Annotated in this window: 21 protein-coding genes and 1 pseudogene; 12 read left to right on the top strand and 10 right to left on the bottom strand. The window is 67.1% G+C overall.

The window, feature by feature from the left end; all coding sequences use genetic code 11:
- Positions 1-62: 62 nt before the first annotated feature.
- Positions 63-206: a hypothetical protein gene (locus FFS72_RS26550; RefSeq protein WP_171018756.1), complete on the bottom strand. Its 144-nt coding sequence runs from the start codon at positions 204-206 to the stop codon at positions 63-65.
- Between the two features lie 145 nt (positions 207-351).
- Complete coding sequence (locus tag FFS72_RS20090) at positions 352-717, bottom strand: hypothetical protein (RefSeq protein WP_137875579.1); 366 nt, start codon at positions 715-717, stop codon at positions 352-354.
- Between the two features lie 164 nt (positions 718-881).
- Here FFS72_RS20090 and FFS72_RS20085 point away from each other — a divergent pair, with 164 nt between their 5' ends.
- The 4 genes and pseudogenes from FFS72_RS20085 to FFS72_RS27065 form a co-directional block, all read left to right on the top strand.
- Positions 882-2,000, top strand: a complete 1,119-nt coding sequence (locus FFS72_RS20085) for a tyrosine-type recombinase/integrase (protein WP_137875605.1) — start codon at positions 882-884, stop codon at positions 1,998-2,000.
- Positions 1,997-4,258 carry a tyrosine-type recombinase/integrase gene (locus FFS72_RS20080; protein ID WP_212744378.1) on the top strand — a complete coding sequence of 754 codons (2,262 nt, stop codon included), beginning with the start codon at positions 1,997-1,999 and terminating at the stop codon, positions 4,256-4,258. Before FFS72_RS20085 ends, FFS72_RS20080 begins: the two co-directional genes overlap by 4 nt.
- Positions 4,248-4,661 (top strand): DUF6262 family protein, encoded by a 414-nt coding sequence (locus FFS72_RS20075; RefSeq protein WP_137875578.1) that lies wholly within the window; start codon positions 4,248-4,250, stop codon positions 4,659-4,661. Before FFS72_RS20080 ends, FFS72_RS20075 begins: the two co-directional genes overlap by 11 nt.
- Positions 4,662-5,192: 531 nt before the next feature.
- Positions 5,193-5,507 (top strand): annotated as a pseudogene (locus FFS72_RS27065) (Tn3 family transposase); the annotation flags it as partial.
- Positions 5,508-5,531: 24 nt separating this feature from the next.
- Here the strand turns inward: FFS72_RS27065 and FFS72_RS20065 are convergent.
- Positions 5,532-6,224 (bottom strand): TetR/AcrR family transcriptional regulator, encoded by a 693-nt coding sequence (locus FFS72_RS20065; protein ID WP_137875577.1) that lies wholly within the window; start codon positions 6,222-6,224, stop codon positions 5,532-5,534.
- Positions 6,225-6,444: 220 nt separating this feature from the next.
- Here FFS72_RS20065 and FFS72_RS20060 point away from each other — a divergent pair, with 220 nt between their 5' ends.
- Genes FFS72_RS20060 through FFS72_RS20050 form a run of 3 tightly spaced genes read left to right on the top strand, consistent with a single transcriptional unit; the run spans position 6,445 to position 9,062 of the window.
- Positions 6,445-7,968: an MFS transporter gene (locus FFS72_RS20060; RefSeq protein ID WP_249353426.1), complete on the top strand. Its 1,524-nt coding sequence runs from the start codon at positions 6,445-6,447 to the stop codon at positions 7,966-7,968.
- Between the two features lie 12 nt (positions 7,969-7,980).
- A complete protein-coding gene (locus FFS72_RS20055) occupies positions 7,981-8,454 on the top strand; it encodes a universal stress protein (RefSeq protein ID WP_137875575.1) in 474 nt (157 codons plus the stop codon).
- Positions 8,451-9,062, top strand: a complete 612-nt coding sequence (locus FFS72_RS20050; RefSeq protein WP_137875574.1) for a PaaI family thioesterase — start codon at positions 8,451-8,453, stop codon at positions 9,060-9,062. Before FFS72_RS20055 ends, FFS72_RS20050 begins: the two co-directional genes overlap by 4 nt.
- 30 nt (positions 9,063-9,092) lie before the next feature.
- Here the strand turns inward: FFS72_RS20050 and FFS72_RS20045 are convergent, their stop codons facing one another.
- The gene (locus FFS72_RS20045) at positions 9,093-10,379 is read right to left on the bottom strand and encodes a ParB/RepB/Spo0J family partition protein (protein WP_137875573.1); all 1,287 of its coding nucleotides are present in this window, start codon (positions 10,377-10,379) and stop codon (positions 9,093-9,095) included.
- A gap of 634 nt (positions 10,380-11,013) precedes the next feature.
- Here FFS72_RS20045 and FFS72_RS20040 point away from each other — a divergent pair.
- Positions 11,014-11,271, top strand: a complete 258-nt coding sequence (locus tag FFS72_RS20040) for a hypothetical protein (protein WP_137875572.1) — start codon at positions 11,014-11,016, stop codon at positions 11,269-11,271.
- 74 nt (positions 11,272-11,345) lie between these two features.
- On the opposite strand, the gene FFS72_RS20035 is transcribed toward FFS72_RS20040, so the two are convergent.
- From FFS72_RS20035 to FFS72_RS20025, 3 genes are all read right to left on the bottom strand, one after another.
- Positions 11,346-11,753 carry a hypothetical protein gene (locus FFS72_RS20035; protein ID WP_137875571.1) on the bottom strand — a complete coding sequence of 136 codons (408 nt, stop codon included), beginning with the start codon at positions 11,751-11,753 and terminating at the stop codon, positions 11,346-11,348.
- A gap of 95 nt (positions 11,754-11,848) precedes the next feature.
- On the bottom strand, positions 11,849-12,166 hold the full coding sequence (locus tag FFS72_RS20030; RefSeq protein ID WP_137875570.1) for a hypothetical protein: 318 nt from the start codon (positions 12,164-12,166) through the stop codon (positions 11,849-11,851).
- Between the two features lie 38 nt (positions 12,167-12,204).
- The gene (locus FFS72_RS20025) at positions 12,205-12,738 is read right to left on the bottom strand and encodes a DnaB-like helicase N-terminal domain-containing protein (RefSeq protein ID WP_137875569.1); all 534 of its coding nucleotides are present in this window, start codon (positions 12,736-12,738) and stop codon (positions 12,205-12,207) included.
- A 183-nt stretch (positions 12,739-12,921) separates the two neighbouring features.
- Here FFS72_RS20025 and FFS72_RS20020 point away from each other — a divergent pair, with 183 nt between their 5' ends.
- From FFS72_RS20020 to FFS72_RS20005, 4 genes are all read left to right on the top strand, one after another.
- Positions 12,922-13,479, top strand: coding sequence for a hypothetical protein (locus FFS72_RS20020; protein ID WP_137875568.1), 558 nt, complete (start codon positions 12,922-12,924; stop codon positions 13,477-13,479).
- Between the two features lie 77 nt (positions 13,480-13,556).
- Positions 13,557-13,751: a hypothetical protein gene (locus tag FFS72_RS20015; protein ID WP_137875567.1), complete on the top strand. Its 195-nt coding sequence runs from the start codon at positions 13,557-13,559 to the stop codon at positions 13,749-13,751.
- A 95-nt stretch (positions 13,752-13,846) separates the two neighbouring features.
- On the top strand, positions 13,847-14,287 hold the full coding sequence (locus FFS72_RS20010; protein WP_137875566.1) for a hypothetical protein: 441 nt from the start codon (positions 13,847-13,849) through the stop codon (positions 14,285-14,287).
- Complete coding sequence (locus tag FFS72_RS20005) at positions 14,272-14,559, top strand: hypothetical protein (protein ID WP_137875565.1); 288 nt, start codon at positions 14,272-14,274, stop codon at positions 14,557-14,559. The genes FFS72_RS20010 and FFS72_RS20005 overlap by 16 nt, the downstream gene beginning before the upstream one ends.
- Before the next feature lie 134 nt (positions 14,560-14,693).
- Here the strand turns inward: FFS72_RS20005 and FFS72_RS20000 are convergent, their stop codons facing one another.
- The 3 genes from FFS72_RS20000 to FFS72_RS19990 form a co-directional block, all read right to left on the bottom strand.
- Complete coding sequence (locus tag FFS72_RS20000; RefSeq protein WP_137875564.1) at positions 14,694-15,071, bottom strand: hypothetical protein; 378 nt, start codon at positions 15,069-15,071, stop codon at positions 14,694-14,696.
- A gap of 64 nt (positions 15,072-15,135) precedes the next feature.
- Positions 15,136-15,498, bottom strand: a complete 363-nt coding sequence (locus tag FFS72_RS19995) for a hypothetical protein (protein ID WP_137875563.1) — start codon at positions 15,496-15,498, stop codon at positions 15,136-15,138.
- Between the two features lie 439 nt (positions 15,499-15,937).
- A complete protein-coding gene (locus tag FFS72_RS19990; protein ID WP_249353420.1) occupies positions 15,938-24,943 on the bottom strand; it encodes a helicase-like domain-containing protein in 9,006 nt (3,001 codons plus the stop codon).
- Between the last annotated feature and the right edge of the window lie 105 nt (positions 24,944-25,048).

The raw sequence follows: 25,048 nt of genomic DNA, 5'->3' as shown, positions 1-25,048 counted from the left end.
TGCGCGGAGGTCACCGCCGGTCAAAATCGGGGGCCAGAAGGGAAAAAGAGAAAGATCCCTTTTCAGGGCGGAGCGCAGCGGAGCTCAATACGGCGGTCGACGAAGTCGAGCCTCGGCCGCCTGCGGCCGCTGCCGAACCGCAGGCCGGCCTGCGCCAGCACCTCGAGCACCGACTCGTCCGTCGTCGCCGAGTGAAGGTGGGACACGCTTGGGTGCGGTGGCGTACCGAGGTCTGTCAGTTGTTGGGTCGGGCTCGATGCCCGACCCGACAACCTCACTGCCGCTGGCCGACCAGTGAAGGACCCCCGAAGCTACCTTCTCCGGGGGTCCTTCACTGGTCGGGCTCGTGTGTCAGTCGATCGCGACCGCCTCGGCGAGTTCGTGTCTGGCGATGACCTTCTCGACGTCGGTCAACTCGTGGCCGTTCGCTGCGAGCAGCTCGAGGTAGTCGGCGGCACCCTGTGGGTGGCTGCGCCACGCGTCGTTGACCATGCGGGCTTCCATCGCCGCCACGACGAGAGCGAAAGTGATGACCTGGGCGCGGGCTTCACTCGCACCGGCTGCCATCTCGCGCACGCCACCTCTCTTGTCGATCCCCTTGATGCCGAGCAGATCCGCAACGTGCTCGGTGGCGTGAAACGCGCTGATCATGTGCGGGTCGGAGGCCAGGGATGTTGCGACCCACACCGAGGCGCCGATGGGCGGCTTCTTGCTCACGAGCAACGCCCTCAGGAAGGTGCGCCGAACGGTCGTCGCGGCGGCGGTTATCTCGAGCGGAGGTGGTGTCGTCCGTGACGTGTATGACGAGCTTCGGAAATCCCAGGGATTGCGTCATGGATGGGATTACCTTCTGCTATCCATCACGGAAAGCGGGAGGTTCGATGCGAGTGCAACGCGTGCTGATGCCCGACTCGGCGGTCGAGTCGTGGACGCTCCTGGGCGATGATCATGTCCCGGTGAAGCCGGTCGAGCGGTTCCTGGCGTATCTCGCCTCGATCGAGCGGTCACCGAACACCATCAAGGCGTACGCGCATGATTTGAAGGACTGGCTGTCCTACCTCGCGGGTCTGGGGCTTGATTGGCTGGCGGTGACGTTGGAGGAGATCGGTGGTTTCGTTGCGTGGCTACGGCTACCTCCCGAAGCCCGCGATGGGCGGGTGGTGGTCTTGCCGTCTGTGGAACATCACTGCACCGAGTCCAGCGTGAACCGCAAACTGGCCGCGGTCACCTCGTTCTACGAGTTCCACGCCCGCCACGGTGTCGACGTCAGCCGCCTGCTAGTGAGCATGCAGCCGGCGGGTCGTCGCCGAAACGCGGCGACGTCATACAAGCCGTTCCTCGAACACATCACCAAGCACAAGCCGCAGCGTCACCGAACGGTGAAACTGAAAACTGGGCGGCTGCGACCGAAAGTGCTTACCGTCAAACAGGTTCAGTCGATCCTCGACGCATGCGACCATCTCCGCGATCGCCTGTTGTTCGCCCTGATGCTCGACACCGGCGTCCGTATCGGCGAAGCCCTCGGCCTCCGTCACGAAGACCTTGCGATCGCCGAACGTACCGTGACCGTCACACCGCGGGACAACGACAACCGGGCCCGCGCCAAGGCCGGTATCCCGCGGACGATCCCGACCAGCCCGGAGTTGATGCGCCTGTACGCCGACTACCTCAACCGCGAGTACGGGGCCCTGGACTCGGATTACGTGTTCGTCAACCTGTGGGCCGCACCGCTGGGGCAGCCCTGGGCCTACCCGGCCGTGTATGACCTGGTACTCCGATTACGCGGCCGCACGGGCATCGATTTCGAGCCACACCACTACCGACACACCTACGCGACCTGGCTACTGCGCCGGGGCGCCGGGATGGAGTCGGTAAAGGAGTTGCTCGGTCACGCCTCGGTGAGCACAACGATCGACACCTACGGCCACCTCACCGCCGAGGACGCCCGCAACACCCTCGAAGCTGCCGGTTGGTTCACTGGCCGGGAGGTGCGGTTGTGACAATCTCCGGAACAGACACTACCTCCGGACACGCGCGACTGCTGGAAAAGCTCCTCGGCGCCGTCCGCCCGGAGTTCCGGGTCGACATCCTCGTCCCAGATCCGGACGACCCGGTCCTGGGTTACAAACTCTGCATAGTCGACGGTTGCGATCGCCCGCAGCACGACCACGGCATCTGCACCGGCCACAGCCCACGCTGGCGTCAACGCGGCTGCCCCGATCTGACCGAGTTCCTGGCCGATCCCGGCCCACCGCTGCGCGGCCGAATCGAACTCGACAGCTGCACAGTGCCCGGCTGTCGCTACGGCGTCAACGGCCGGGGACTGTGCACCCGGCACGGGGGTCGGTGGCGGCGAGCCGGTCACCCCGATTTCGATTCCTGGATCACGACCATCCCTGTCTTCGACGACATCGCGCACGACGAGTGCGCGTTGTCGTTCTGCACCCTGTGGGTGGAAAACGACCGCACCATCTTCTGCACATCCCACACCACTCGCTGGCGTGGGCTCGGCCTCGATACCGAGGAGTTCATCGCCCACTGCGAACACCGTGGTCTCCCGGTCATCGACTTCAGGGCGCTGCCGGCACAGATGCGGCTCGAACTCCAATACGCCGTCCAGCACCGGCACGACCAGCAACAGGCGGTCGCACCCCCCGACGTGCTTCGGCTCCTGGTCCGTCAACTGGCCGAAAGCGGAGCATCCTCCCTGCTCGAGCGATCGGAAGAGCAATGGCGGGCATGGTGTGAACGCCCCCTCGGGGGACGCGATAGACGTCCCAAACGGGCGGACTCGCTGCTGCTCTACGCCCGCGAGACGGTGGAATCTCTGCGGGACGGCGCCGGCTGGGAGGTCGAGTATCAGCGTGATGTCTGGCGGATATGGATGCTGCCCGGTCTGAAGATCAGCATCGACCGCACGCGGCCGCGCAGCCACCTGCGATTCGACCGCGTCCCCCAGCCCTGGTTGCGCGAACTCGGAAAACGATGGGTGCGATGGCGGTTGGTCTCGGGCCTGTCGATAGAGACCGCCGCCACCGACGTCCAAGCCTTGACCCGCTTCAGTGAATTCCTCACCGCCGCCGTCCCCGACGTCGAGGCGCTGGCGGATGTCGATCGCCCCCTGCTCGAGCGTTACCTGGCCTGGCTGCAGGGGCAACCCGGCAGCGCCCGCGGCATCGGAAGCCGCGTCGGCAGCCTGCAACTGTTCTTCCAGGCCATCCGACAGCACGGTTGGGACGACAGCCTGCCCACCACGGCCGCTTTCTTCACCGGCGACTACCCCCGGCGTCGTCACCAGCGCGTCACCCGTCATCTGGCCGAGTACGTCATGGCGCAGGTCGAGCACCAGGACAACCTCGACCGCTGGCATTACCCCGAAGGTCGGCTGGTCACCACAATCCTGATCCGCTGCGGACTGCGGGTGTCGGACGCCTGCACATTGCGGTTCGACTGCCTGCTGCACGACGGGCAGCAGGCCCCGTACCTGCGCTACTACAACAACAAGATGCAACGCGAGGCCGCGGTCCCCATCGACGAGGAGCTCGGAGCCGAGATCCGCGACCAACAGCGACGGGTGCTCGACCGCTGGCCCAGCGGAAGCCCGAACCTGTTCCCCCGCCCGACCGCCAACACCGACGGCCGACACCCCCTCCTCTCCCGCAGCTACCGGGGCATGCTGAATCGCTGGCTCGAGACCTGCGACATTCGCGACGAACACGGCCAGCCGGTTCACCTGACCCCGCACCAATGGCGGCACACCTTCGCGACCAGACTGATCAACCGGGATGTCCCCCTGGAGGTGATCCGCGTCCTCCTCGATCACGAGACAAGCCACATGACATCGCATTACGCGAAGATCACCGACACGACCGTCCGCCGGCGCTGGCAGCAGGCCACCAAGGTCAACGTCAAAGGCGAGCGTGTCGAACTGGACCCGGACGGGCCGCTCGCTCAAGCCCAATGGGCCAAGACCCGCTACGGCATGGCCACCCAAACCCTGCCCAACGGCTATTGCGGGCTGCCGCTGCAGAGGTCCTGTCCGCACGCCAATGCGTGCTTGACATGCCCGGTCTTCGTGACAGGACCGGAGTTCCTGCCCGAGCTCCGTGAGCAACACCGACGGACCCTCACCCTCATCGATGTCTCCGAAGACAACGGGAACACACGGGTGGTCGAGATGAACAAACAGGTCGCCGCCAATCTGGACCGCATCATCAGCGAAATCGAGAAGAACGAGGACGTCGCAGATGCGCGCTGACAACTCCCACCACATCACCGCCGCCGCCCGGAGGCGGTCGGCCGCTACCCGCAAACGCGCCATCATCGCGCTGCGGCGCATGGACAACGCTGGGCGACCGGTCACGTTCGATGCCCTGGCCCGGGAAGCGAAGGTCTCCCGGTCCTGGCTTTACAACCAACCCGATCTTCGGGCGGAGATCGAACGTCTCCGCGCCCGCAGAAACGGAACAGCTCCGGGACCGCCACCTGTTCCTGATCGGCAGCGCGCTTCCGATGCGTCACTGCTGCGACGACTGGAATCCGCAACCGAACGCGTCCGGTACCTCGAAGCAGAGAACCGCCAGCTCCGCGACGCGCTCGCGGTAACCCTCGGTGAACGACGTGCCGCCGCTATTCTCTGCAACGCTCCTGACGCCTTGTGAACCCGATCACCGAGCAACCCCTGTAGCGGACGGACTCGCCGTGAAGCATGGACTTACTTCCGAGAACTACGAATAGGGCGACTCCTGCCGAAGGCGAGCGCATACTCCGAGAATCTCACCGGACCACCTATACGGGACGTCGCAGTTCAGCGAGTTCCAGTCATGGGACGACGACCGGAACGGCGCCGATGAGCGTTGGATATCTGGGACATCACCGAGGTGCGATTCACCAGGCTTCGAGGCCGCACCCCTAACACGGGCATTTCGGGTATGGCTGACGCGGATGACATCGCTTCCACTCTTAGCGAGGGAGGATGATGACTCGCCGCCGTCCGAACCCGTTCTGGTGCGTGCGCGGTCAGCTCACAGAGTTTGGCTGTCCCGGTCGCGGAGGATCTGGTCACCCAGGCGGGTACACCGCCTCCTCGTCGGGGATCCCGAACCGGGTGGCACGCTCGCGGGTCGCGATGAATGCGCTGGTTTCTCTTCGTCTTGCTGCGTGCGATCTCGGTCCAGGAACGCCTGGCGTGCCCAAAACGCGACCTCATCTACGCCCACGAGGGAGCCTTCCGTGCCCGCCACCTGGAAGCCCAGACCGGACAAGCCGGTGTTTGACCCTGGCCGTGAACGCTGTGATCGCCTGGACCGCAGAGTGTTACGGGCTCGCGGCCCGATTGGATGCGCCGTCAGGGCCGCCGCATCGATGATGAGGTGCTGGCCCACATCAGCCCGACGCACAGCGCCAACATCAACTTCTTCGGCGCGATCGAGGTCGATCTCGACGCCGAACGCGCCGCGCTCGGTCCCACCGGGTACCGGCCGCTGCGGGTCCGCGACACTCTGTTCCGACCGCGTGGCCCGGGTCTGCGGTTACGGCGTTCCGTGCTCGGTCGGGGTGGTTGCTGCCGTGCCTGTTCGGTGGGTGGCGAGAAAGTTGTCGACGAGTCGGGCGCAGTCGTCGTGGTCGATGGTGCGCAGTCCGGTGAGACGGGCGAAGACGATCGGGCCGAGGAGTTGGATGAGGGCGAAGGTGGTGTCGAGCTCGCCGAGCACGGCGCGGGCGTCGGGGCTGGTGAGGATGTGGTCGAAGGGTTGGCGGTATTGCTCGACGACGCGGGCGCGTAGTGAGGTGACCGCGGCCGGATCGGGGTGGCGGCGGTCGGGGTCGGTGTGGTCGTCGCCGATGGATCCCATGGCCAGCCAGGCCAGGGTGGTCATCTGTACTGGGGCCTGTTCGATGAGGTCGGCCTGGGTGGTGAGCAGCGCGATGAGCCGCTCGCGCACGGGTTCGGTGCCGGTGGGTGTGTCGACGTGGGGGAGCAGCCGTTCGAAGGTCGCCGCGAGCAGGTCGGTGGTGCTGCCGAAGTGCCGGTAGAGGGTGGCGCGCGCGACCTTCGACACGCGGGTGACCGCCTTGACGGTGACCGCATCGACACCGCCGGTGGACAGCAGATGGGTGGCGGCGTCGAGTAACCGGTTGCGTGAGCGCGCCAGCCGCGGATCGGCCTGCTCGTCGTCGGCCGCGGTGAGGGGGTCGGTCGCTGCGGGGCCCGGGTCGGTCATGGACGCGCGCTCCTCCGATTCGTGTCGTTCAACCCTGGGTGTATGTGTGGACTCTATCCCACGCCCGACCACTGTGATACGAATGGTCTCGTACAGAGACCGTTGGTCTCTGAGTTGGGAGGCGCCGGTGAACACACGGTCTTTAAGTCGGGAGGTGCCGGTGAACACACCCGGGAGGGACACTGTCGAGATCGCCCGGTGGACCAGGGCCGAGTGGTGGATGCTGACGGTGTCGTGCCTGGCGGTGGCGCTGGTGGTCGCGGCGATGGCGGCGTTGTATTCGGCATTGCCGCAGATCGCGGTCGCGACCGGGGCGACGCAAGCCCAGCTGACCTGGATCGTCGACGGCTACACGCTGGTGCTGGCGTGTCTGGTGCTGCCCGCCGGAGCCATCGGTGACCGTTACGGGCGTCGCGGGGTGCTGGTGGCGGGGCTGGCGGTGTTCGCGGTCGCGTCGGCGCTGCCGCTGCTGCTGGCCGACCCGGTGTGGCTGATCGCGGCGCGTGCGCTGGCCGGGGCGGGCGCGGCGCTGGTGATGCCGTCGACGCTGTCGATCCTGACCGCGGGATTCGCCGCTGCTCATCGCGGCCGGGCGGTGGGGGTGTGGGCCGGGGTCGCCGGGTCCGGGGCGGTGCTGGGCATCCTCGGTGCCGGGGTGCTGCTCGAGCGGTGGTCGTGGCCCTCGGTGTTCGTCGGGTTGACCGTGGCCGGGGTGGTGCTGGCGGGGTTGGCGTGCACCATCGCCGAGTCTCGCCAGCGTGAGCATCCGCCGGTGGACTGGGTGGGCGCGGCGGCGGTGGCCGTCGCGGTCGCGGCGATCGTGTTCGCCGCGATCGAGGTCCCCGCGCGCGGCTGGGCCGACCCGCTCGTCGCCGCCAGCGCCGGGGTCGGTGTCCTCGCGGCGGTGGCGTTCGTGGTCGTCGAGCTGCGGTCCTCGGCGCCGCTGCTGGACGTTCGGTTGTTCGCCCGCCGCGGTTTCGGTGCCGGCTCGCTGTCGGTGACCATCCAGTTCCTGGTCACCTTCGGGGTGTTCCTGCTGCTGGTGCAGTACCTGCAGCTGATCCTCGGCTACGGGCCGCTGGCCTCGGCACTGGCGTTGGCGCCGATGGTGGTGCCGCTGGTCGTGATCTCGGTGATCGCGCCGTGGCTGTCAAGTCTGGTCGGGTTGCGGGTGATGACCGTCACCGGCCTGCTCACCATCGCCGCCGGACTGGTGATGGTGAGCCGGTTTACCGTCGCCGCGGACTACACCGACCTGCTGTGGCCGCTGCTGATCATGAGCGCGGGCCTGGGATTGTGCACCGCCCCGGCGACCTACGCCATCGTCGCCGACACCCCCGAGGCCAAACAGGGGGTCGCCGCCGCAGTCAACGACGCCGCCCGCGAGATCGGCGCCGCGATCGGGATCGCCGTGGCCGGCAGCGTGCTCGCCGCAGGCTATTCCCATCACATCCAGCCCGCCCTGCCCCAGCTGCCCGAGCCCGCCCGCGGCCCGGTCGCCGATTCTCTGGCGGCCGCCCTGCAGGTCGCCGACCAGGCCGGACCGGTGGCCCAGCCGCTGGCCGAGTTCGCCAAGGCCGCGTTTGTGCACGGCAGCGGCCAGGCCGCGCTCGCGCTGGCCGTCCTCACCGCCGCCGGGGCGATCGTGCTGGCGGTCTTCGCTCCCGGCTCTACCACCCGCCGCTCCCGCGCGCCACGCCCGCACACGACCGCCCCTTCCCGCTCAAACACCCCCTTCTCGTGAAAGAGGCCCGTCATGACGGCCTATCGCACGATCCTCGTCGACACCGACGGATCCGACTACTCCTACCGCGTGGTCGACCACGCCGCCGAACTGGCCCACGCCACCCACGCCCGACTCCTGATCATCTGCGCCCGCCACGACATCGACGAACACGCACTCGGCACCGACCTCGACCGGCTCGGACCCGACGCCTACCGGCTGTGCGGCACTACCCCCACCGACGCGATCCTGCGCACCGCCCACCAGCACGCGCTCGCCCACGGCGCCGCCGACATCGAAACCCGCATCCTGCCCGAACCCACCCTGCACGCACTGCTTCACCTGGCCGACACCACCGCCGCCGACCTCATCGTCACCGCGAACCCCCACCGGTCACCACTGGCCCGGCTGCTGTTCACCCCGCCGATCGAACTCGCCCGCAAAGCCCACTGCGACATCCTCATTGCCACCCCACCCGGTGACGACACCCACGGAAAGCACCCATGACCGAGGACACACCCGAGACCGGCACACCCGAGACCGCCGGACCCGGACCTTCCGAGGCCGAGGACTGGATCCGCGCCTTCCCTGTGGTCCCACCCGCACACGCCGACCTGCCGCCCCACCACGACCACTGCCTCGGTTGCGGGCCGGCCAACCCCCACGGCCACCAGCTGCGCGCCCGGCGCGACGCACACGGCGTCCACGCTCACCACAGCTTCGATTCCCGCCACGTCGGCGCCCCCGCGATCGCCCACGGCGGCGCGGTCGCCACCGTCCTCGACGACCTGTTCGGATTCCTGCTCTACACCGTGGGGGAACTCGCCGTCACCCGCCACCTCGCCGTCGACTACCTCGCCCCGGTGCTGCTCTACACCCCCTACACCCTCCGCGCCCACATCCACGCCCGCGACGGCCGCAAACTGCACCTGCGAGCCACCATCGAAGACAACCACGCCCACGTGGTCACCACCGCCACCGCCGTGTTCCTCATCGTCGACATCGACCACTTCCTGACCCCACGACACACCACCCCCCACACCGATAACGCCCCGGCGGCGACCACGCCCACCGCACACGAAGACCAACAACGCCCGCATATGGACCGACCCTGACGTGTTCCGCAAGCCGATCGGTGAGTGGTACTAGCCATGCCGGCGAGGGCCCACTGTCGCGACACGCCGACGAAGAATTTCCAACAGGAAATCGGACCATATTGACGGCTGCGTCGTCGACACATCCGCGTCGAAACGATCCTGGTCACAGCAGTAGCAGTGAAGCTGGCTCAAGATAACGGCGGCGCGCTTGTTCAGCTCGCGCGTCCGCCGGCGCTCTTGCCGCTGCTGCTCCTTGAGTTCCGCCTCCGCCTCGGCGGTCATCGCCACCGGCTCTGCTCGCCGCCCCATCTGGCGGTTGCGGAGTGCCTTCGCGGTCTCGGACAGGTGCAGGCCGCTGCCGTCGAGGTCGTCCGGATCGAGCAGGTGGAACTCGCGGTCCCAGCACCGTCGAGTCTCGATGGTGCGTGCGTGCCGCAGCCCCTCCTCGGGTTCGAGATCGGGCTGCTCCTCGGTTTCCCAGTCGACGTCGTCCTCGGAAACTTCGACGCCGGTCTCGCGGTCGAACCACGATTCGGTGTAGCTCAGCGCAACGCCCCAGCGGGCCGGATCGGCTTCGACGGTGTCCAGGCTGATCGGGTTGCCGTCGTCGTCCAGGACCTCCTCGTGAGTGATCGGGTTCCAGGAGTAGCCGTTCTTGATCGTGAATCCCTTGTCTCGGTAGGGGGCCTCGGCTGCTGCGCGGGCGAGGCGTTCCTCCCGGTCGACGCGGAGCTGTTGTGCCTTGTAGTCGAAGTTGAACGTGCTCGTCCCGAGCAATCTCTCGATGCCGTGAGTGTCGCCTTCGGCCTCGAACTCCGCGATGACGGTCGCCTGATCGAGGGTGAGTTGGTGGTCGTCCATGCTGGTGCGTGCCGCTGCGGACGCGCCGACTGTGGCGAGTGCTTTCACCTTGGATCGGTCGACGCTGGCGGTCTTCGCGACGGCGGTGACCGACAGTCCGAGGTCGAGCATGGCCGCGATGCCGGCCGCGCGTTGGCTGTGCGTCAGTGCGGTGCGCTGGTCGTTCGATCGGATCTGCTCGCCGATGCGGGTTGCCTGGTCCGGTTCGGTGTCGGGATCGCACCGACGGACCACGACCGGGACGACCGGGCGGTGCGCGGCGAGGGCGCCGAGTGTGCGGCGCTGTCCGTCGACGACGACGACGGTCCCGTCGCTGTGGAGGTCGGCCAGGATCGGGTGCATGACGCCGTGGTCCGCGATGGACTGGACGAACTCGGGGTCCTGGTCCAGGTCCACGGTGGTTCGGACGTTGTCGCCGATTACGAGTGTGGCTGGGTCGACCATGAGCAGTTCGAGGGGGTTCGGTACGGACACGTTTCGCTTCTCTCCTCCGCGGGGCCAGGTGGCCCGCCTGTTCTTTTGCCCTTCTGGCAAGGAGAGTTTGGACCGGCATGAGGGGGCCGGAGTGCAACCCCTGGGACCGAGAAATCTCGGGGGAGCGCAGCGGAGGAGAGAATTGTCGGGGCCGTAGGCCGCGAAGCGCCCAGGGGTTGCGCGGAGGTCACCGCCGGTCAAAATCGGGGGCCAGAAGGGAAAAAGGAAGATCCCTTTTCAGGGCGGAGCGCAGCGGAGCTCCATACGGGGTGCGACGAAGTCGCACTGTGGGATCCGGGAACCGAGCGACCACGCGGATCAGGCGCAGCGCGCGATCCCTCTGGTCCATTCCCGTTGTCGGCTCGATAGGCTGTCGTCGCAATCTCACCCGCCACGGTGCTCAACTACGTTGCGTCCGTATCGGGTTCGGGGACACACATGAGGGGGAGTTTTGACGTTCGGCATGTCCGCTATCCGTGCCTTTGGTGCCGGTACAGCAGCAGTAGCAATCGCGGCGGGGATGGTTCTCAGCACCGCGCCGGCGGCGTCCGCAGACGTCCCGCTCCAGTGGGTTGGGCTGGGGCCTGACATTTGGACGCTCTCGGACAACGGCGCGTGCTCGGGTGTGATCCCTGTGCACTTCGAGACCTCGCCCGCCCGTCCCGGTCATCTCACGCTGCGTTTCGTGCCGCAGGGCCAGCTCGCCGCGCCGGGCTGCGCCACCACCGTTCGCGTCCAAGCGCTGACGGGGCTTGTCAGCCAAGCGCACTTCGTCCGAGTCGACGGCGGGCCGGCGACTGTCGACCTGGCCACCGGGACGGGTGTCTCGCTCGTCTCTGCGACGGCGTCGAACCTCGCCAAGGGCGTCAGCAATTGGGTCATCGTTCCGTAGGTCGAGGGGCCGAGTGAGACGCTGCGCCGCACATCCCTTCCGGTGTGCGGCGCAGCGACGTCTGAGGGCTGTCCCTATCGGGCGTCGCGTTCGCGTTCGCGTTGACTGATCCGGGCGTGCGACAGTCCGACGATGGCGGCGGTGTCGCGGGTCGAGAGTCCGGCGTCGGTGCGGAGCGTGTGAATCAGGTCATCGACTGCGGACTCCAGTCGCACCGTCAGGGCGCGGGACTCGGCGCGTAGTGCTTCGAGTCGCTGCATCTGCTCGGTGACCGTGACGGGACCGATGCTCACGCTCGCGAGTGTGACGGTCACGGCGTCCGGATCGTGGCCGTCGTGTTCGCCGGCCAGCTCGCGCACCCGACGCTCTATCGCCGCGTAATCCTTCTCCCTGAACGTCCAGTCGGGCCTGTCCTGCACGCTGACGGTCCACGCCTTGTCGTCGACGTCCGCTCGCGTGATGGTCAAGGTGTACTCACTCATCGGGTGTCCTCGGTGTGGGTTTTGGATCGCCTGTGCAGACAGGGGGTGCGGGGCCGGTTGCTGCGGCCCCGCACCCCCTGGTCGTCAGCTCGACCCTACGGCCGCTCTCCGAAGTCGAACATTTCGAGGATCAGGTTCAGATCACGGACAGCCGCGTCGGTGTCGCCGAAGTCGGTCGGCCAGTCGGCCAGCACGTCGCCCGTGTCGGCTCGGCTGAACCGGAGCATGTCGCCGTCCCACCGTCCAACCGCGCTGATGTGCAGCAAACCGACCGGACTCCGCACTTCGAGCTTGCCGTCCTTGATCTCCCAGTGCTGGCGGTTCGAATCGGTCAGCAGTCGCGCGTAGACGTCCTCGCCGATGTCCTGCGCCCACAGAACCTCGGCGGGCTCGGTGGTGTTGGTGTCTGTCATGACCTGTCCTCTCTTTCGTGTGGGAACTGGGGTGGGGCCTACAGGGCCGCATCGCGCACCGCGTTGAGGCGCTCGGCGGCGGCTCGCTGGCGACGACCGAGCCTGAGCATGTGCTCGAACAGGTCGGCCTCGGGCAGGGATTGGGCTGCCTCGGTGATCGCCAGACCCGCCTCGTGGAAGCTGCGGCGGTAGGCGGCGCACACCACCGCGCGGGCGTAGTGCCCGACACTGGCCCCGTCCGCGCCCGCGGTCGCGGCCGACAACAGGACTCGGCGGCGACGCTCGCCTGCGTGACCACCGAGAAGGCCGTCACGGTCGAGGCGCGCTGCGACCATCGGCGCTGCGGTCGGCGCTCCTTCTGCGGCCATCGCGGCGATCACCTCGAAAAGTTCGCGGTGGACCGGGGTGTGGAAGTCCTCGCCGCGGACATGCTCGACAGCGTGCTGGACTGCGGCCGGGTGTGCCCACAGGAGTGCGCTGAGCAGAAGCTCCTCGAGGTCGGCCACAGGATCGAGCTCCAGGTCGCCATCCCCGATCGCACTGTCGTCGATCCATTCCGAATCACCCTGCATGATCGCCTCCCCAATCCCTCGCTGTACCCACTACGGTATGCGAATCCGGCCGGTTTGTAAAGGTGACTTACCATATTTGGTAAATCAACTTGACAGCTAACGAGGTTGGTGGTTTTCTGAAGTCGTCCCCAACAGAAAGGAGCGCCCCGAATGCGCTTCACGGATGTAATCGAGGCTGTGACCGTGGAGGTCGCCGACGAAGTCTTGGTGCGCCGCCGTGCGCTCGACGGCGGCATGACCGTTCTTGACCGGCTACCTCGTCCGGCGCGGACCACAGACCCACTGGATGCGGTCATCACCTCCGCGCTGGATCGCAGCCGGTGGATGCCGGCCAGCCCGGTACTAGCGTTCGCGGGCGACGATTCGAGCCGCGTCGAGCGCGGGGTCAAGGTCGAGGTGCAGGCGCGCGCCGACGGCCGCGCGCTGGAGAAGGCGGTGCTCCTGACCGAGCATCATCGTCATGCGCTGACAGAGGAGGCTGTCCGCTACTGCGAGCAGATCAACGAGCCGACCGGACTCGGCGCGTACGCCACTGTCCACAACGGTTCGCTGCTCTGGGATGCCCGCCTGCTGCCAGTGCGGTTCACGGGTCACTCCGACGACCGGGACGACTGGATCCGGACACACACCCGGACGGCATCTGGTGACTGGACGCCGGTCGCCGAGCGACCGACTGTCCTCTGGGACTGCCGCCTGACCGCCCGCGTCATGTGGCAACTCATCTGCGAGCTGTCGTACTAACTCCCGCCAATGCCGCGTGCGGGGCCGCAGCAACCGGCCCCGCACGCGGCCGAATCCACTATCCGCGGAGAAATCTCATGCTGCTGACCTACATCGGATGGGCGCTCCTCGTCCTGATGTTCCTGTCGATCCCGCTGTCGATCGTCCAGGCGAGCACTCGCGACTATCGGGATGAATCGCTGTTCGTCTCGTTCGCTCCCACCGTCATCGCCACTCTCGCCTGGATCGCCTTCCAGCTTTTACTCCACGCGCTGGGGGCGCCCGCGATCTGACCCGGGGCCGCGGGTGCCGCCGCCTCGCGAGGGGCCGGTACTCGCGGTGTGTCGGACCGAATTGGTACAACAACACCAACTGCCAAGGGGGCGTCATGCCACATACCTATCGACTGGTCGCGTCCGAAGAGGGCTCCGACTTGAACTTCATGGGCGGACCGATCGACCCGGATCGCCTGGCCGACTTACTGATCTTCGTGCTGATCGTGGCGGGGTACGTCTTCGTCCTGTTGTGCGTGGCGGGCTGGATTCGGTACGCGTCCGTGCGGCGCGATCCCGTCAAACGTGAATCCGCGCAGGCGGGCGTCGCTCTGCCCACCGTGGGCCTGGCCGTCGCCGCCGCTGGCGCGGTCCTCATGTGGGTGATCTTCCGCGCCGACGAGGAAGTCAGCATCTTCCTCGAGGCTCTCGTGCTCGCGGCGCTCGCTGGGTCAGTCGTGTTCGCCGTTGGTGCGCTCCGACGCCGACTGTGGTCGCAGCAATCGACCCTCGCCACTTCCAAGGAAATAGGAAACCTCGAATGTCCACATTCATGATGATCGGCCTGGTTGTGATAGTCGCCGGCGCACTGCTCACCCTGGCCACCAGGCGACGTGCGCTTCCCATCCCAACCCAGGATGGCCGGTCGGAAACGGTGTGGCCGAGTATCGGTCTCACGATCACTGGCCTCGGCGCACTGCTGGTCGCGATAGCGACGCTGGTCGATCCCGGCACGGCCACCTTCGGTCGCGTCGCGGCAGTGCTCACTCTGCTGATCCTCGCCGCGACGGCCGTCTTCGTGGCGAAGGTCAGGCTTCGGCGACACTGACTGTCGATCCCTCGCAAGCGGGGCAGCGGACTTTGTGTCCACTGCCCCGCTTCTGTGTCTGGTGGTCCTGGATACGATGAAAGCCTCGGACCGGGACGGTTGCTGCGTCCCGGTCCGAGGCTTGTCGGCGTCTGTCAGAGCGTGTGCAGGCCGATGAGCTGCCAGATCGTGCGGGCGGTCTCGTGGGGTAGCTCGAGGCTGATCGGCCAGTCTGCCTCGAGGCGGGCGGTGGTGTCGGTGAGCACTCGAAGCACTTGCACGTACATTCCGTCGGCATCCGCGACCGCGGCGAACAGCAGTCGGGTACCTTCGGCGGCCCAGGACAGCACCCCGCCTTGGAGATTGAGGTAGTCGGACAACCCGGCCTCGTCATCCGCGACCTCCTCGGCAACGGTGTGCAGGGCGTCGAGGTGGGTGACCGTGAACGGCGCGGTGATCCGGGGGCCGATCGTGCAGGCGAGTGGGGTGAGCGGGTGGCCGGGACCGTGGTTCCGGATGATGGTCAAAGTCATCGTGGTTTTCCTTTCTGAAGTGGATGTGGGGGCCGGGAATGTGTCCCGACCCCCACACCAAGGGTTAGTGCTGAATCGCGGCGTCGATCACCTTCTGGATGCGGTCAACGTCGAAACCTGCGTCCCGGGCCTCGCTGATGAGGATCACGTAGCGGGGCAGCAGTTCTGCCAGGCGTGGTCCGGTCGACATGTTGCTGACGACTGCCGCAAAGTCCACTGCGACCTGCTCGGCGCGCTCCAGGAAGTCGCGCGTCATGGCTGCTTCCTCCTCGGCCATGCGGCTCGGTACGTCGATCTGTTCGTCGCGGCGGCGCACGCCGTCCTCGGGATCTTCGGTCCACTCGGCGCGGGAGTAGGCCACGCCGCCGACCACGATGTCGTCGCCGATGACCTCGGTCAGGAAGTCGAAGTTGTCGTCGCTGCTCATGGTGTCTCCCCTGTCAGACGTGGCGGACCGGGGCGGCCCGCCTGTTCTTTTGCCCTTCTGGCAAGGAGAGTTTGGACCGGCATGAGGGGGCCGGAGTGCAACCCCTGGGACCGAGAAATCTCGGGGGAGCGCAGCGGAGGAGAGAATTGTCGGGGCCGTAGGCCGCGAAGCGCCCAGGGGTTGCGCGGAGGTCGCCGCCGGTCAAAATCGGGGGCCAGAAGGGAAAAAGAGAAAGATCCCTTTTCAGGGCGGAGCGCAGCGGAGCTCGGATCAGGGTGCGCCGCAGGCGTACTTGTCGGTCTCCCCCGCTACAGTCTCGGGGCAGTGGCGAGCGGTGGGCCGCTACCTCTCCTACGCGGCCTCGACCCCTACGGGGGTCTCGGCCCGAATCCGGCGGTCTCGGACTGTCGGGTTTGGAGGTAGCGGCCCACCGATTCCGTTAGACGGCCCGGCCGTCGTCCTGGTCCGGTTCGTACTGTTGCCCAGTCTCGTATCCCTGTTCGGCCTGTTCGGCCTCGGAGGCGTCGACCCCACTGCCGGTGCCCACCTCGTGCAGCGGGCGGACGTTGCTCGCCGCGTTGAGGCCACGAATCAGGTTGTCGTCGAGCGTGAACGGCTCAGCATCGGCCCCCTCGGTTACCCGCTCGGTCGGCTCCACGATGGGCTCGGCAACGGGTTCGGTCGCCTCGACTACCGCGTCTCGCTGGCTGCCCTGCTGGTCAGGCGTAGCCGGCAGTGGCTCGATTCGATCCCTGCGCTCCATGCTGGCCTTGTAGAGCGCATCGGTTGGTACCTGTCGAGCGTCGGCGAAGGTGTCAGCGGCGTGCTTGGCTGCGTAGGTCGCTTCGCTCCGCTTGTCCGCCGCTCCGGTCTCCACGGCTCCAGTCCCGTCCCAGGCTTCCCACTGCCACTGGCGGTCGTGCCACTGAACCGAGCCTCCTGGCATCGACCGGTCTGCGTCGAAGCCGTAACTCCACTTCGCCTCGGTGTCGTCGATCGCGACCCACGGACGTGCGCGGCGACGTTCCTCGCGCTCGGGGGCCTCGTCGATCCACTGCTGTCGGGCCGCTGCCATCTTCTGCGGCACGGTCAGCTTGAGGTCGGCCACCGACATGCCCTGTTCGACCGCCCACGCCTTGGTCGGGTTGAGGTCGAGCGTCCAGCCCGGATACTGGCCATCCGCTGCACGGCGCTCTCGCTCAAGGCGGTCCTTCCGCAGGGCCGTAGGCGAGTTCTCCCGCGAGTTGACCTCCAACCGCAGCTCCTCGGCCACGGCCTGAGCCGCTGCGAGCTCCTTGGCTTCGTCCTCGGAGAACACGAGCTCGGGCTCTGCCTGAGCCTCTGCCAGCCTCTCCCGGCTGGTCTCGATCTTCGCCTCAATCGCGGGCACCTGCCTGACCACCTTCGCGGCGAGGTTGCGGATCGAGGTCAGCAGTCCCTGTGCCGCGCTGGCGCGTTCGAGCACCTGCCCGAACCGTTCACGGTCGACCCAGGTCACATCGTCGCCGATGGAGACGTAGAACTCGCCGATACTCTGTGCAAACGCAACGGTGACGGGGACGCCATTGATGACCGTGAAGGTTCGCTCGTCCCGACTGGACATGAGGTCCTTCCTCAGGTCGATGAGGACGTGACGCACCGCGTCTCCCAGGTCCGCGGTCTCCGAGTCCGGGATCGTCGCCGTGGGGAAGGTCCACATCTTCTGGGCGCGATCCTCGATTTCGTTCCACGCGGTGATCTTCTCGGCGACGGCGCGGGCTTCCGGGAGCGCTTTCTCCCCGTCGGCGATCGCCTTGTCGAGTCCGCGGATCGCGGCCTGGCGCGCAGCGTTCGCGTTGCGCGTCGCGTCCCTCTTGGCTTCGAGGTTGGCGACCTTCTGGTCCGCCTCGACCTGTTCGACGAACACCGGATCGCCGGTCGCCACGGCCTTGCTCTGCGCCCACGTCGCGGTGAGGTCACCGCCGAGGTCCTCCATCCTCGCGGGCACGTCGGCGTTGCGAATGGTGCTGTTGAAACCCGACTTTCGGGTCACGTACTGGTACATCATCGCGTCGAAGCTTCTGCGGGCGACCAGGTTGGTCACGCGCACGACCTCGTGGACGTTGCCTTGCCGGATGATCCTGCCGATGCGCTGTTCCAGGTCCGCGGCCGTCCAGGCGGGGTCAAGATTGACCAGTTGCTTGAGGGCACGTTGGGCGTTAAGTCCGGTGCCGCCCTTCTTGGTGGAGGTGATGAGGACTCTGACCCGCCCGTCGTTGCACGCCTCCATCAACTTGGCCTTGGCCTTGGGGCTGTCGTGGTGGTGCATGAACGCGATTTCCGCGGCGTTCATGCCACGCGCGACCAGCGCGTCTCGCAGTTCGGTGTAGAGGTTGCGCGATCGGGGGCCGGCCGTCGGGCTGGGTGTGCCCCGATCGCAGAATGCGAGCTGGAAGACACCGGTCATGTCCGGGCCGTACTTGTCTGCCGGGATGTGCAGGTCGACGTTCTCGGCGTAGACCTCCCAGATCGCGTCGGCCGCGTGCTCGATCCGGGAGTGCTCCGGATCTGGGGCGCCCAGACCGGCCAGGGTCGGGTACATCGTGAGGTTCCGACCGTCGTTCGAGATTTTCAGGCTGTTGTCGATGTCCATCTGGTCGCCCTTGATGTTGCTCATGCGCCAGTCCAGATCGGCCATTGCGTCGATGGAGCCCTGCCCCATGTCGAACTCGACGATCTGCGGTGTACCGCCCACCATCGTCGGCAGTTTCACCGGAATCTGCTCGGCTTTCACCACGTCCCGGAACTGGTCGTACATGGCGATGAGCTGAGGGACGTTGGCGTACTCGGCCATCCGCGTCTTCATCTGGATGCGCGTGCTGGTGGCGTTCATCTCCGCGACGGTCACCGGCTTGGCGAAGGTGCCGGCCCAGTTGTCGATCCGACCCAGACCGGCCTCGATCAGGAGGTCCGGCCGCAGGAACTTCATCATCACCCAAATCTCCGACAGGGAGTTGGTGATCGGGGTGCCGGTGGCGAACGCCAGGGCCTTGGCCGGCGCGTGCGGCTTGCCTTCGAGCTCGTTGCGTTTGCGCGCCTCTGCTCGCAGGTACTTCGCCTTCATCTCCAGGTCCGTGGCACGCTGCGCGCCTTCGGTGACCGCGAGGTCAGCGCTGTTTGACGGCCGGGTGAGGTTCTTGTAGTCGTGGGCCTCGTCGACGAACATGAAGTCGCACCCGGACTGCTCGAAGGTGAGCCCGTCATCGGTGGCCTTGGCCGCGACGATGTTCTCGATGCGCGTGGTCGCGCTCTTGATTGCGTTCTCGATCTGCTTGACCGTGAACTCCGCCCCTTGCTCGTTGGCTGCGTCGAGCGCCATACGCAGCTCGCCGATCTCACCCTCGAGGTACTCGATCTGCGCTTCCCTGCGCATCGAGATCTTCCCGAACACCGACTGCGGGACGATCACCATGTCCCAGTCTCCGATGGCGGTCTGCCCGACGAACCGCTGCCGGTCGTCGCGGCCGTCAAGTTCGGAGGCGACCAGAATTCTCGCGTTCGGGTAGGCGTCGCGGGACTCGACCGACCACTGCGCGAGCAGGTGATTCGGCACAACGATCCAGGGTTGGCGCACCTGGCCGAGTCGCTTTGCCTCCATGCACGACGCGAGGATCGTCAACGTCTTCCCGGATCCGACCACGTGGTCGAGCAGGATGGTCTCGTCGTGCAGGAATCGCTGTACAGCGCTGCGTTGGTAGGGGTACAGCGAGAACTTGGGGTTCAGGCCAGGGAACGTCATGCCCTGGCCGTCGTGGACGGGTTTGACGAACGAGTTGTAGCGGTCGTTGAAGGTTCGCACGAGCCGCAGGTAGCGGTCGCCGTCCTCCCACAGCCATTTGTCGAACCGGTCCTCAAGCACCTTGGCCGACGCCTGCGCGGCCTCGGTCATCTTGACGTGGAACTTGGGCTTGGCGTTGCGCTCCAGCTCCTCCTTGGTCTTGGCGACCTGGATCGGCTTGTTGTTGGCGAGCAGTTCGAACATCTCGACGCCGGAGAGTCGGTCAGTGCCGTACTTGTCGGCGTAGCCGACGTTCCAGTGGTGCCGATTGCGTTCCTTGGTCTCCAGCTTCCAGCTACCGGTGACAGCATCGTGCTCGATGGTCAGCCGTTCCGGCTTGAGCCCGAACTCCTGAACGAGGAAGTCGCGGTAGTCGTCGAGCGGGATCCATGTCGCGCCCGCTCGGATTCCGATGTCGGCGGGATCGGTGTCGATCGGCACTGCGGCTTCGAGGGCGGTGACGAGCCCCGCGTAGCGGGGGTTGTCACTGGCGCGGACCCGTGCCAGTGCGAGCTTGTCTCGGACGTGCCCGGATAGGGCGACGGTCGAGGTCTCCCACTGCTCGGCGTCCATCAGTGATGGATAGATGCGGCCCTCGGCCTGCTCGATCACCTCGTGGATCGGCAGGCCGAGCAGTTCTCCCATCCGCTCGGGTGAGATGTAGCCCAGCTCGTCGAACGAAATGGCCAGGGCCTCGTCGAGATTCCCCGCGGACGCGGCCGGCTCCTTGAACGGGGTGGTGTCGTCGGTGAAGATCGCTGTCTTCGTCGCGACCGCATCGGTGCCGTCGAATCGGGACCGGAAGTCCTCCACGGCCAGGACCATCCCGATCCGGGGATCGCGCGCAATGGCTCCCGAGAGGTGTGACTGGCTCTTCTGCGGGATGGGCTGTTGGGCGGCCCGCTCCTGCATCTCGTCGAGAATGTCGTCCGGGATGGGTCCGTCATACGGGACAGCATCGGCGGCCGAGAGCCCGTCCTCGGCCGCCTCGGCGCGGCCGATCTTCTCCCGCCACGCGGTGATCGCCCTGTCGAGCCGGTCGGCGATCTGTTCCTCGGTGCGAACCTTCGGCTCGGTGAGCTTGAACCGGTTGAGCGGTCCCCATTTCCGTACGTACCCGTCGTAGAGATTGTTGAGCCGCGTACGGATGGCGTCCCGGTCGTCGAGGGTGGAGGCGCGGGATCGGCTGGCCTCGGACAGCTCCATCACGGTCTCGCCGAGCGCGATCATGACTTTCCACTGCTCGGCCCGATCCTTGCCTCGGCACGGGACGTCCTTCCACCCGAAACCCACGGTGTACTGCTCGAATTCGGAGGTCGCAGCGTTGTAGCGCATCGCCCCTGGCAGCACGTCCTCGGTCTCGAGGTCCGCGGCGGTCCGCAGTCCGGGCGAGGTGAACGTCTCGACGGCCGCGGGCTCCGGAGCGGCTGCGGTGATGCCGTGTCCTTGCTCGACGGCCTGGTCGATGATCGGGTCGAGCGCGTCGCGAAGCTGCTCTGCGAGCGGCTGGGCTGTCCTCGGTTGCACGCTCAGCGATTGCCGGGAGTACATGCCGTTGCCGACGGCCAGCCTGCCCAGGACTCGCTCCGGGTAGAGCTTGAAGTACGGGTTTACCACCGCGGTGGCCCGGTCTCCGGTCGTGAGGTCGGTGGCCGGTACCTCGACTGCCGGCTGCGCCCATGCAGTGGTGTCGGGGGTTGGCTCTGCTCCGTCCTCGCGGCGGCGGAACACGAGCACATCGGTGACGACGGACGTGCCGGCCTGCTTGTCGAACGCACCGGTGGGCAGCCGGACGGCACCGATCAGGTCGCCCTTGGCGGCGATGACGGCGCGTTCGTCACCTCGCTTGGCGTCGGAGGTGAACATGCTGGTCACTACTGCGACGTAGCCACCAGGCTCGGTCAGTTCGAGCGACTTGGCGATGAAGTGGTTGTGGATCGACAGCCCGGCCGCGTTGTGGATCGGGTCAACGGGCGCGAACCGGCCGAATGGAACGTTTCCGATTGCTCCGGTGAAGGTGCTGGTGGCGGCGAAGTTTCGCTCGAAGCCGTGGTTACGGATCTGCTGGGACGGATACAGGTAGTGCGCGATTTTCGCGCTGATCGGTTCGAGCTCGACACCGACCATGTTCACCGTGTCGGGGGCGTGGCCGACGAAGTGGCCGGCGCCGCAGCCCGGTTCGAGCATCAGGGCATTGTCGGGCAGACCTGCGCGGCGTACTGCCCGCCACAGCTCGGAGACGATCGCCGGGTCGGTGTAGTGGGCGTTGAGGGTCGTCTCGCGGGCTTGGGCGAAGCCCTTCTCGTCGAGCAGATCGACCAGGGCAGCGCGCTCATCGGACCACTCGCTGAGGAACTTGGCGCGGTTGTCGAAGACCTCGGGGACCGCTCCCCACCCGGACCATTGCGCGAGGACGGCCTGCTCGTCGGCCGTAGCCGGCCTTTCCTGTTCGTCGAGCTCGCGGATCAGGCGCAGCGCGGCGATGTTGGCGCGGACGCGGGCCTTCGATCCAGACGGGACAAGAACTTCGGTGCCGAGTTGGAAGTCCTCGGCCGCAACCAGAGGCCGAGGCTGCGGCGGGGAAGCCAGCTCCGGTTCTGGTTCTGCCTCGAGGTCAAGGGATGCGGCTGCCGCGTCTCCCTTGACCGCCGGGGCGTCGAGGATTGTCTCGGTTTCGGGCCGGGTGACCGCTTCCCGCTCTGCTTCCGGTGCGGGGGCGACCTGGGGCGCGGGATCGGGTCGCTCGGCCGCGACGGCGCCGGCATACTCGGCGGCCTGTTGCGGGGTGATCCAGACGTATCCGCCGGATTCCTTGCGGGCGCGGATCAGTCCCCCGGTCCGCCACAGCGGGTGGGTGAGCGATGCCCCTCGCTCACTCTCGGGTACCACAATCTCGTCGACCGCGACCATCTCGTCGACCAGTCCTGCGGCGGACACCAGAGCTGATGCCTCGACCTCGGCAGTTACGGGTAGCGGGGCGGGTGGTGCGATGTGATCGACGATCAGGCGATCATCGAGAACCCACGGCTTCTCGTCTGCCGCGACCTCGACCGGGGCCTGGACCTCGGCAGGGGCGGACTGCTCAGCAGTGACGTCCTCGAATACGACCGCGCCTGTCGTCGTGTCGACAGCAGGCGCTACGACTCGGGGGGATGGCGGCGGTGCCTCCGACTGCTCGGCCGCGGGCGGTGACGTGGGCTCAGATTCGGGGAGGCGAGACGCTACCTCGGCGATGGCCTCCGCTTCGAGCGGTGCGTCTGCCGGCGCCGGGGCTTGTGCAAGGTCGGTGCGCACCATTGCAATGGCGTCTTGGAACGTCATAGCGGGATGGAAGTCCGTCTCGTCGACGAAGATGCCCACGTCCCAGAAGTGTGACTCACGGACCCGGACGCGACGGCCGTCGCTACCGGTGACGTAAACGTTGTCGGCCGTATCGAGAACCAGGTCTGTGGGCCTGAGGCTGTAGAGGTCGTCGCCAGCGGCTCGGAGGTCGCGCAGCACCTGAGGGTCGACGTCGTGGCGCAGCATCCAGTCCAGGTCGACTCCGACCGATTCGAGCATTGCGACATGGTCGGGCAGTTCGGTGCGGAGTCGCTCGATTGTCTCCCGCCGCACGTCTTTGATGAGGTAGTGGTCGGCGACGGAGCTGCCGTTGCCGTGCTTCCACATGGGCTCGGAGCGGGCGGCGGCGTGGTAGAACTCGCTGCCTCGAGCGTGTCCTACGGCCTTGGCGACAACCGCGGCGCGGGCAGCCGCGTAGGGCTGAAATGCCCGGTCGATCCACTCGGGGATCGGCTTGTTGCGGGCCGCAAGGAGCGCGCCGACGGCGATGCGGGCATTGTCACTGCACGTGACGGAGGTGCCGCCCCCGTCGAGGCTGTAGTGCCAGCCCCTCATTCCGACGTGCCGGATCTGCGACTCCTTGTAGTCGCTGAGCCTGACCTCCTCCGACCAGGCGCCCGTGGTGAATGCGGCGGTCGGGTCGCTCCCGTCGACGAGCTGCGGCAGGTTCGGGATGATGCGCCCGCGCAGCTCGGCGGCGAGACGGTCCCTCGGGATGGTGGCGGTCGACTCGATCAGATCGGGGCGCTCCTCGGCGATCACGTCGAAGGCGGTACCGATGCCGGTCTCGATCACCTCGAGGCGGGTCTCCCTGGGCATCCCTGCCCACGTCCCGATCATGGGGTCGCGGCGTAGCTGCATGGTCATCCATGCCGACCACTGCTCGGCGGTGGTCTCGTCCCATGTCAGCTCGGGACCGTGCACTCGGTCCCACTCGGCGTACGCGCCGTCGTAGAACTGCTCGGGCAGCTCGTGTTCCGTCAACAGCACCTGCGCCGCGGCCTGATGCAGCGGCGAGCGCTCACGCACCAAGTCCGCGATCACATCCTTGGCGACACTGCCGATCGCCACAGTCAGCTCACCCTCGCGCCGGCCACCGACCTCGGCGATTACGCGAGGATCGCGGCACGCCGCGTCGAGCAGTTCCTGCCGCTGCGCAGCGGTGGCGTCACGTCGGCCCTGGCGGGCACCTTCGTACCACTGCGACTTCATCGCATCGCGGGTTGCGCGTCCGCGAAGCAGCGTCAGGGCGGCGGCGGCTTCCGGATCCTTGTCCGGGTCCGGCAACGCCGTGGGTGCTTCGGCATCGAACGCGGCACGACCGCGGGTCCACCACTGCGTGATTTCGGGGGTGGCAGCGAGGTCGATCGCCTCCTGGGCGGCCTCGATGTACTCCTCGTAGTCGGCGCCCTCGTCCATGTCGTCGAGGTCCAGGTCATCGAGCACGCCCTGGGCGGTGTCCAGGTGGTCCTCGCCGGCGGATCGTTCGTCGGTGCCGCGGGCGGCGGTGATTGCGTCGGTGACCTCGCTCGTGACGGGGTGCTCGACGGGTTCGGTGGTGTGGGCCTGCCAGTACGCCTCGGCGGCGCGGTGACCGATCTCGCTCCACCGCTTCGGGTCGGCGAGGATCGACCGGCACACCATGAACATGTCGTCAGTGATTTGGTCGCGGTCGGCCATCAGGTCTGCGAGTTCGATCTGCGCCTTGACCTTGAAATGGCCGTCTGCCCAGGAGAAGAACTGGGCGGGCCGGTTCACCTGCGGGTTCGCGGCGGCTGTCGCTTCGGTGTCTGGCTGCGCGAGACGTTCGAACAGGATCCGTTCGACCTCGGCGAGCGGATCAATGACCTGCGTGGGTGGCCGAGTGGGCTGGCCCGCGGCGTTGGTGGCGGCGACCTTGCCGTCCGGTTCAGCGTCCGGAGTGGGTGGGGCGGCGCGTAGGAGCAGTGGCCCTGTGGGACGGCCGGTGAGCTGCACGTTCGGCAGGTCACCTGCCAGGATGCCCGAAATCAGGTCGTGGGCCTGGCCCTTGGTCATGTCGTCGTCGAGTACGACCTCGATCCCGGACTTGTGGGCGAGGTCGTCCAGCGCACGCAACTGTGCGCGGGTCGCGGGATGCTCACGCCACGTCGGCCGCGCCGCAGCAACCTCGCGGACGACACGCTTGGGCACGCTCTCCGGTGCGATCCCGAGAGCTTGGCACTCGTCGCGAAGCTGCGTCTCTCGAGCGTTGGCGGTGCGCCACTCCCCTCGCAGGCGGGCGATCTGGTCGGTGAGGGCAGCCACTCGTCGACCGTTGGTCTCGATGCCGGCGGGCAAGTCGCGTTCGCGGGCCGTTTCCAGGGCCGCTGTCGCTGACTTGAGCGTCGCCGTCAGCCGTGTGCCCTGATG

This window comes from Rhodococcus sp. Q (assembly GCF_005503035.1).
Taxonomy (GTDB): domain Bacteria; phylum Actinomycetota; class Actinomycetes; order Mycobacteriales; family Mycobacteriaceae; genus Rhodococcus_G.
The sequence above is the reverse complement of the archived record's forward strand: the minus strand, read 5'-3'. Positions and strand labels throughout refer to the sequence as shown.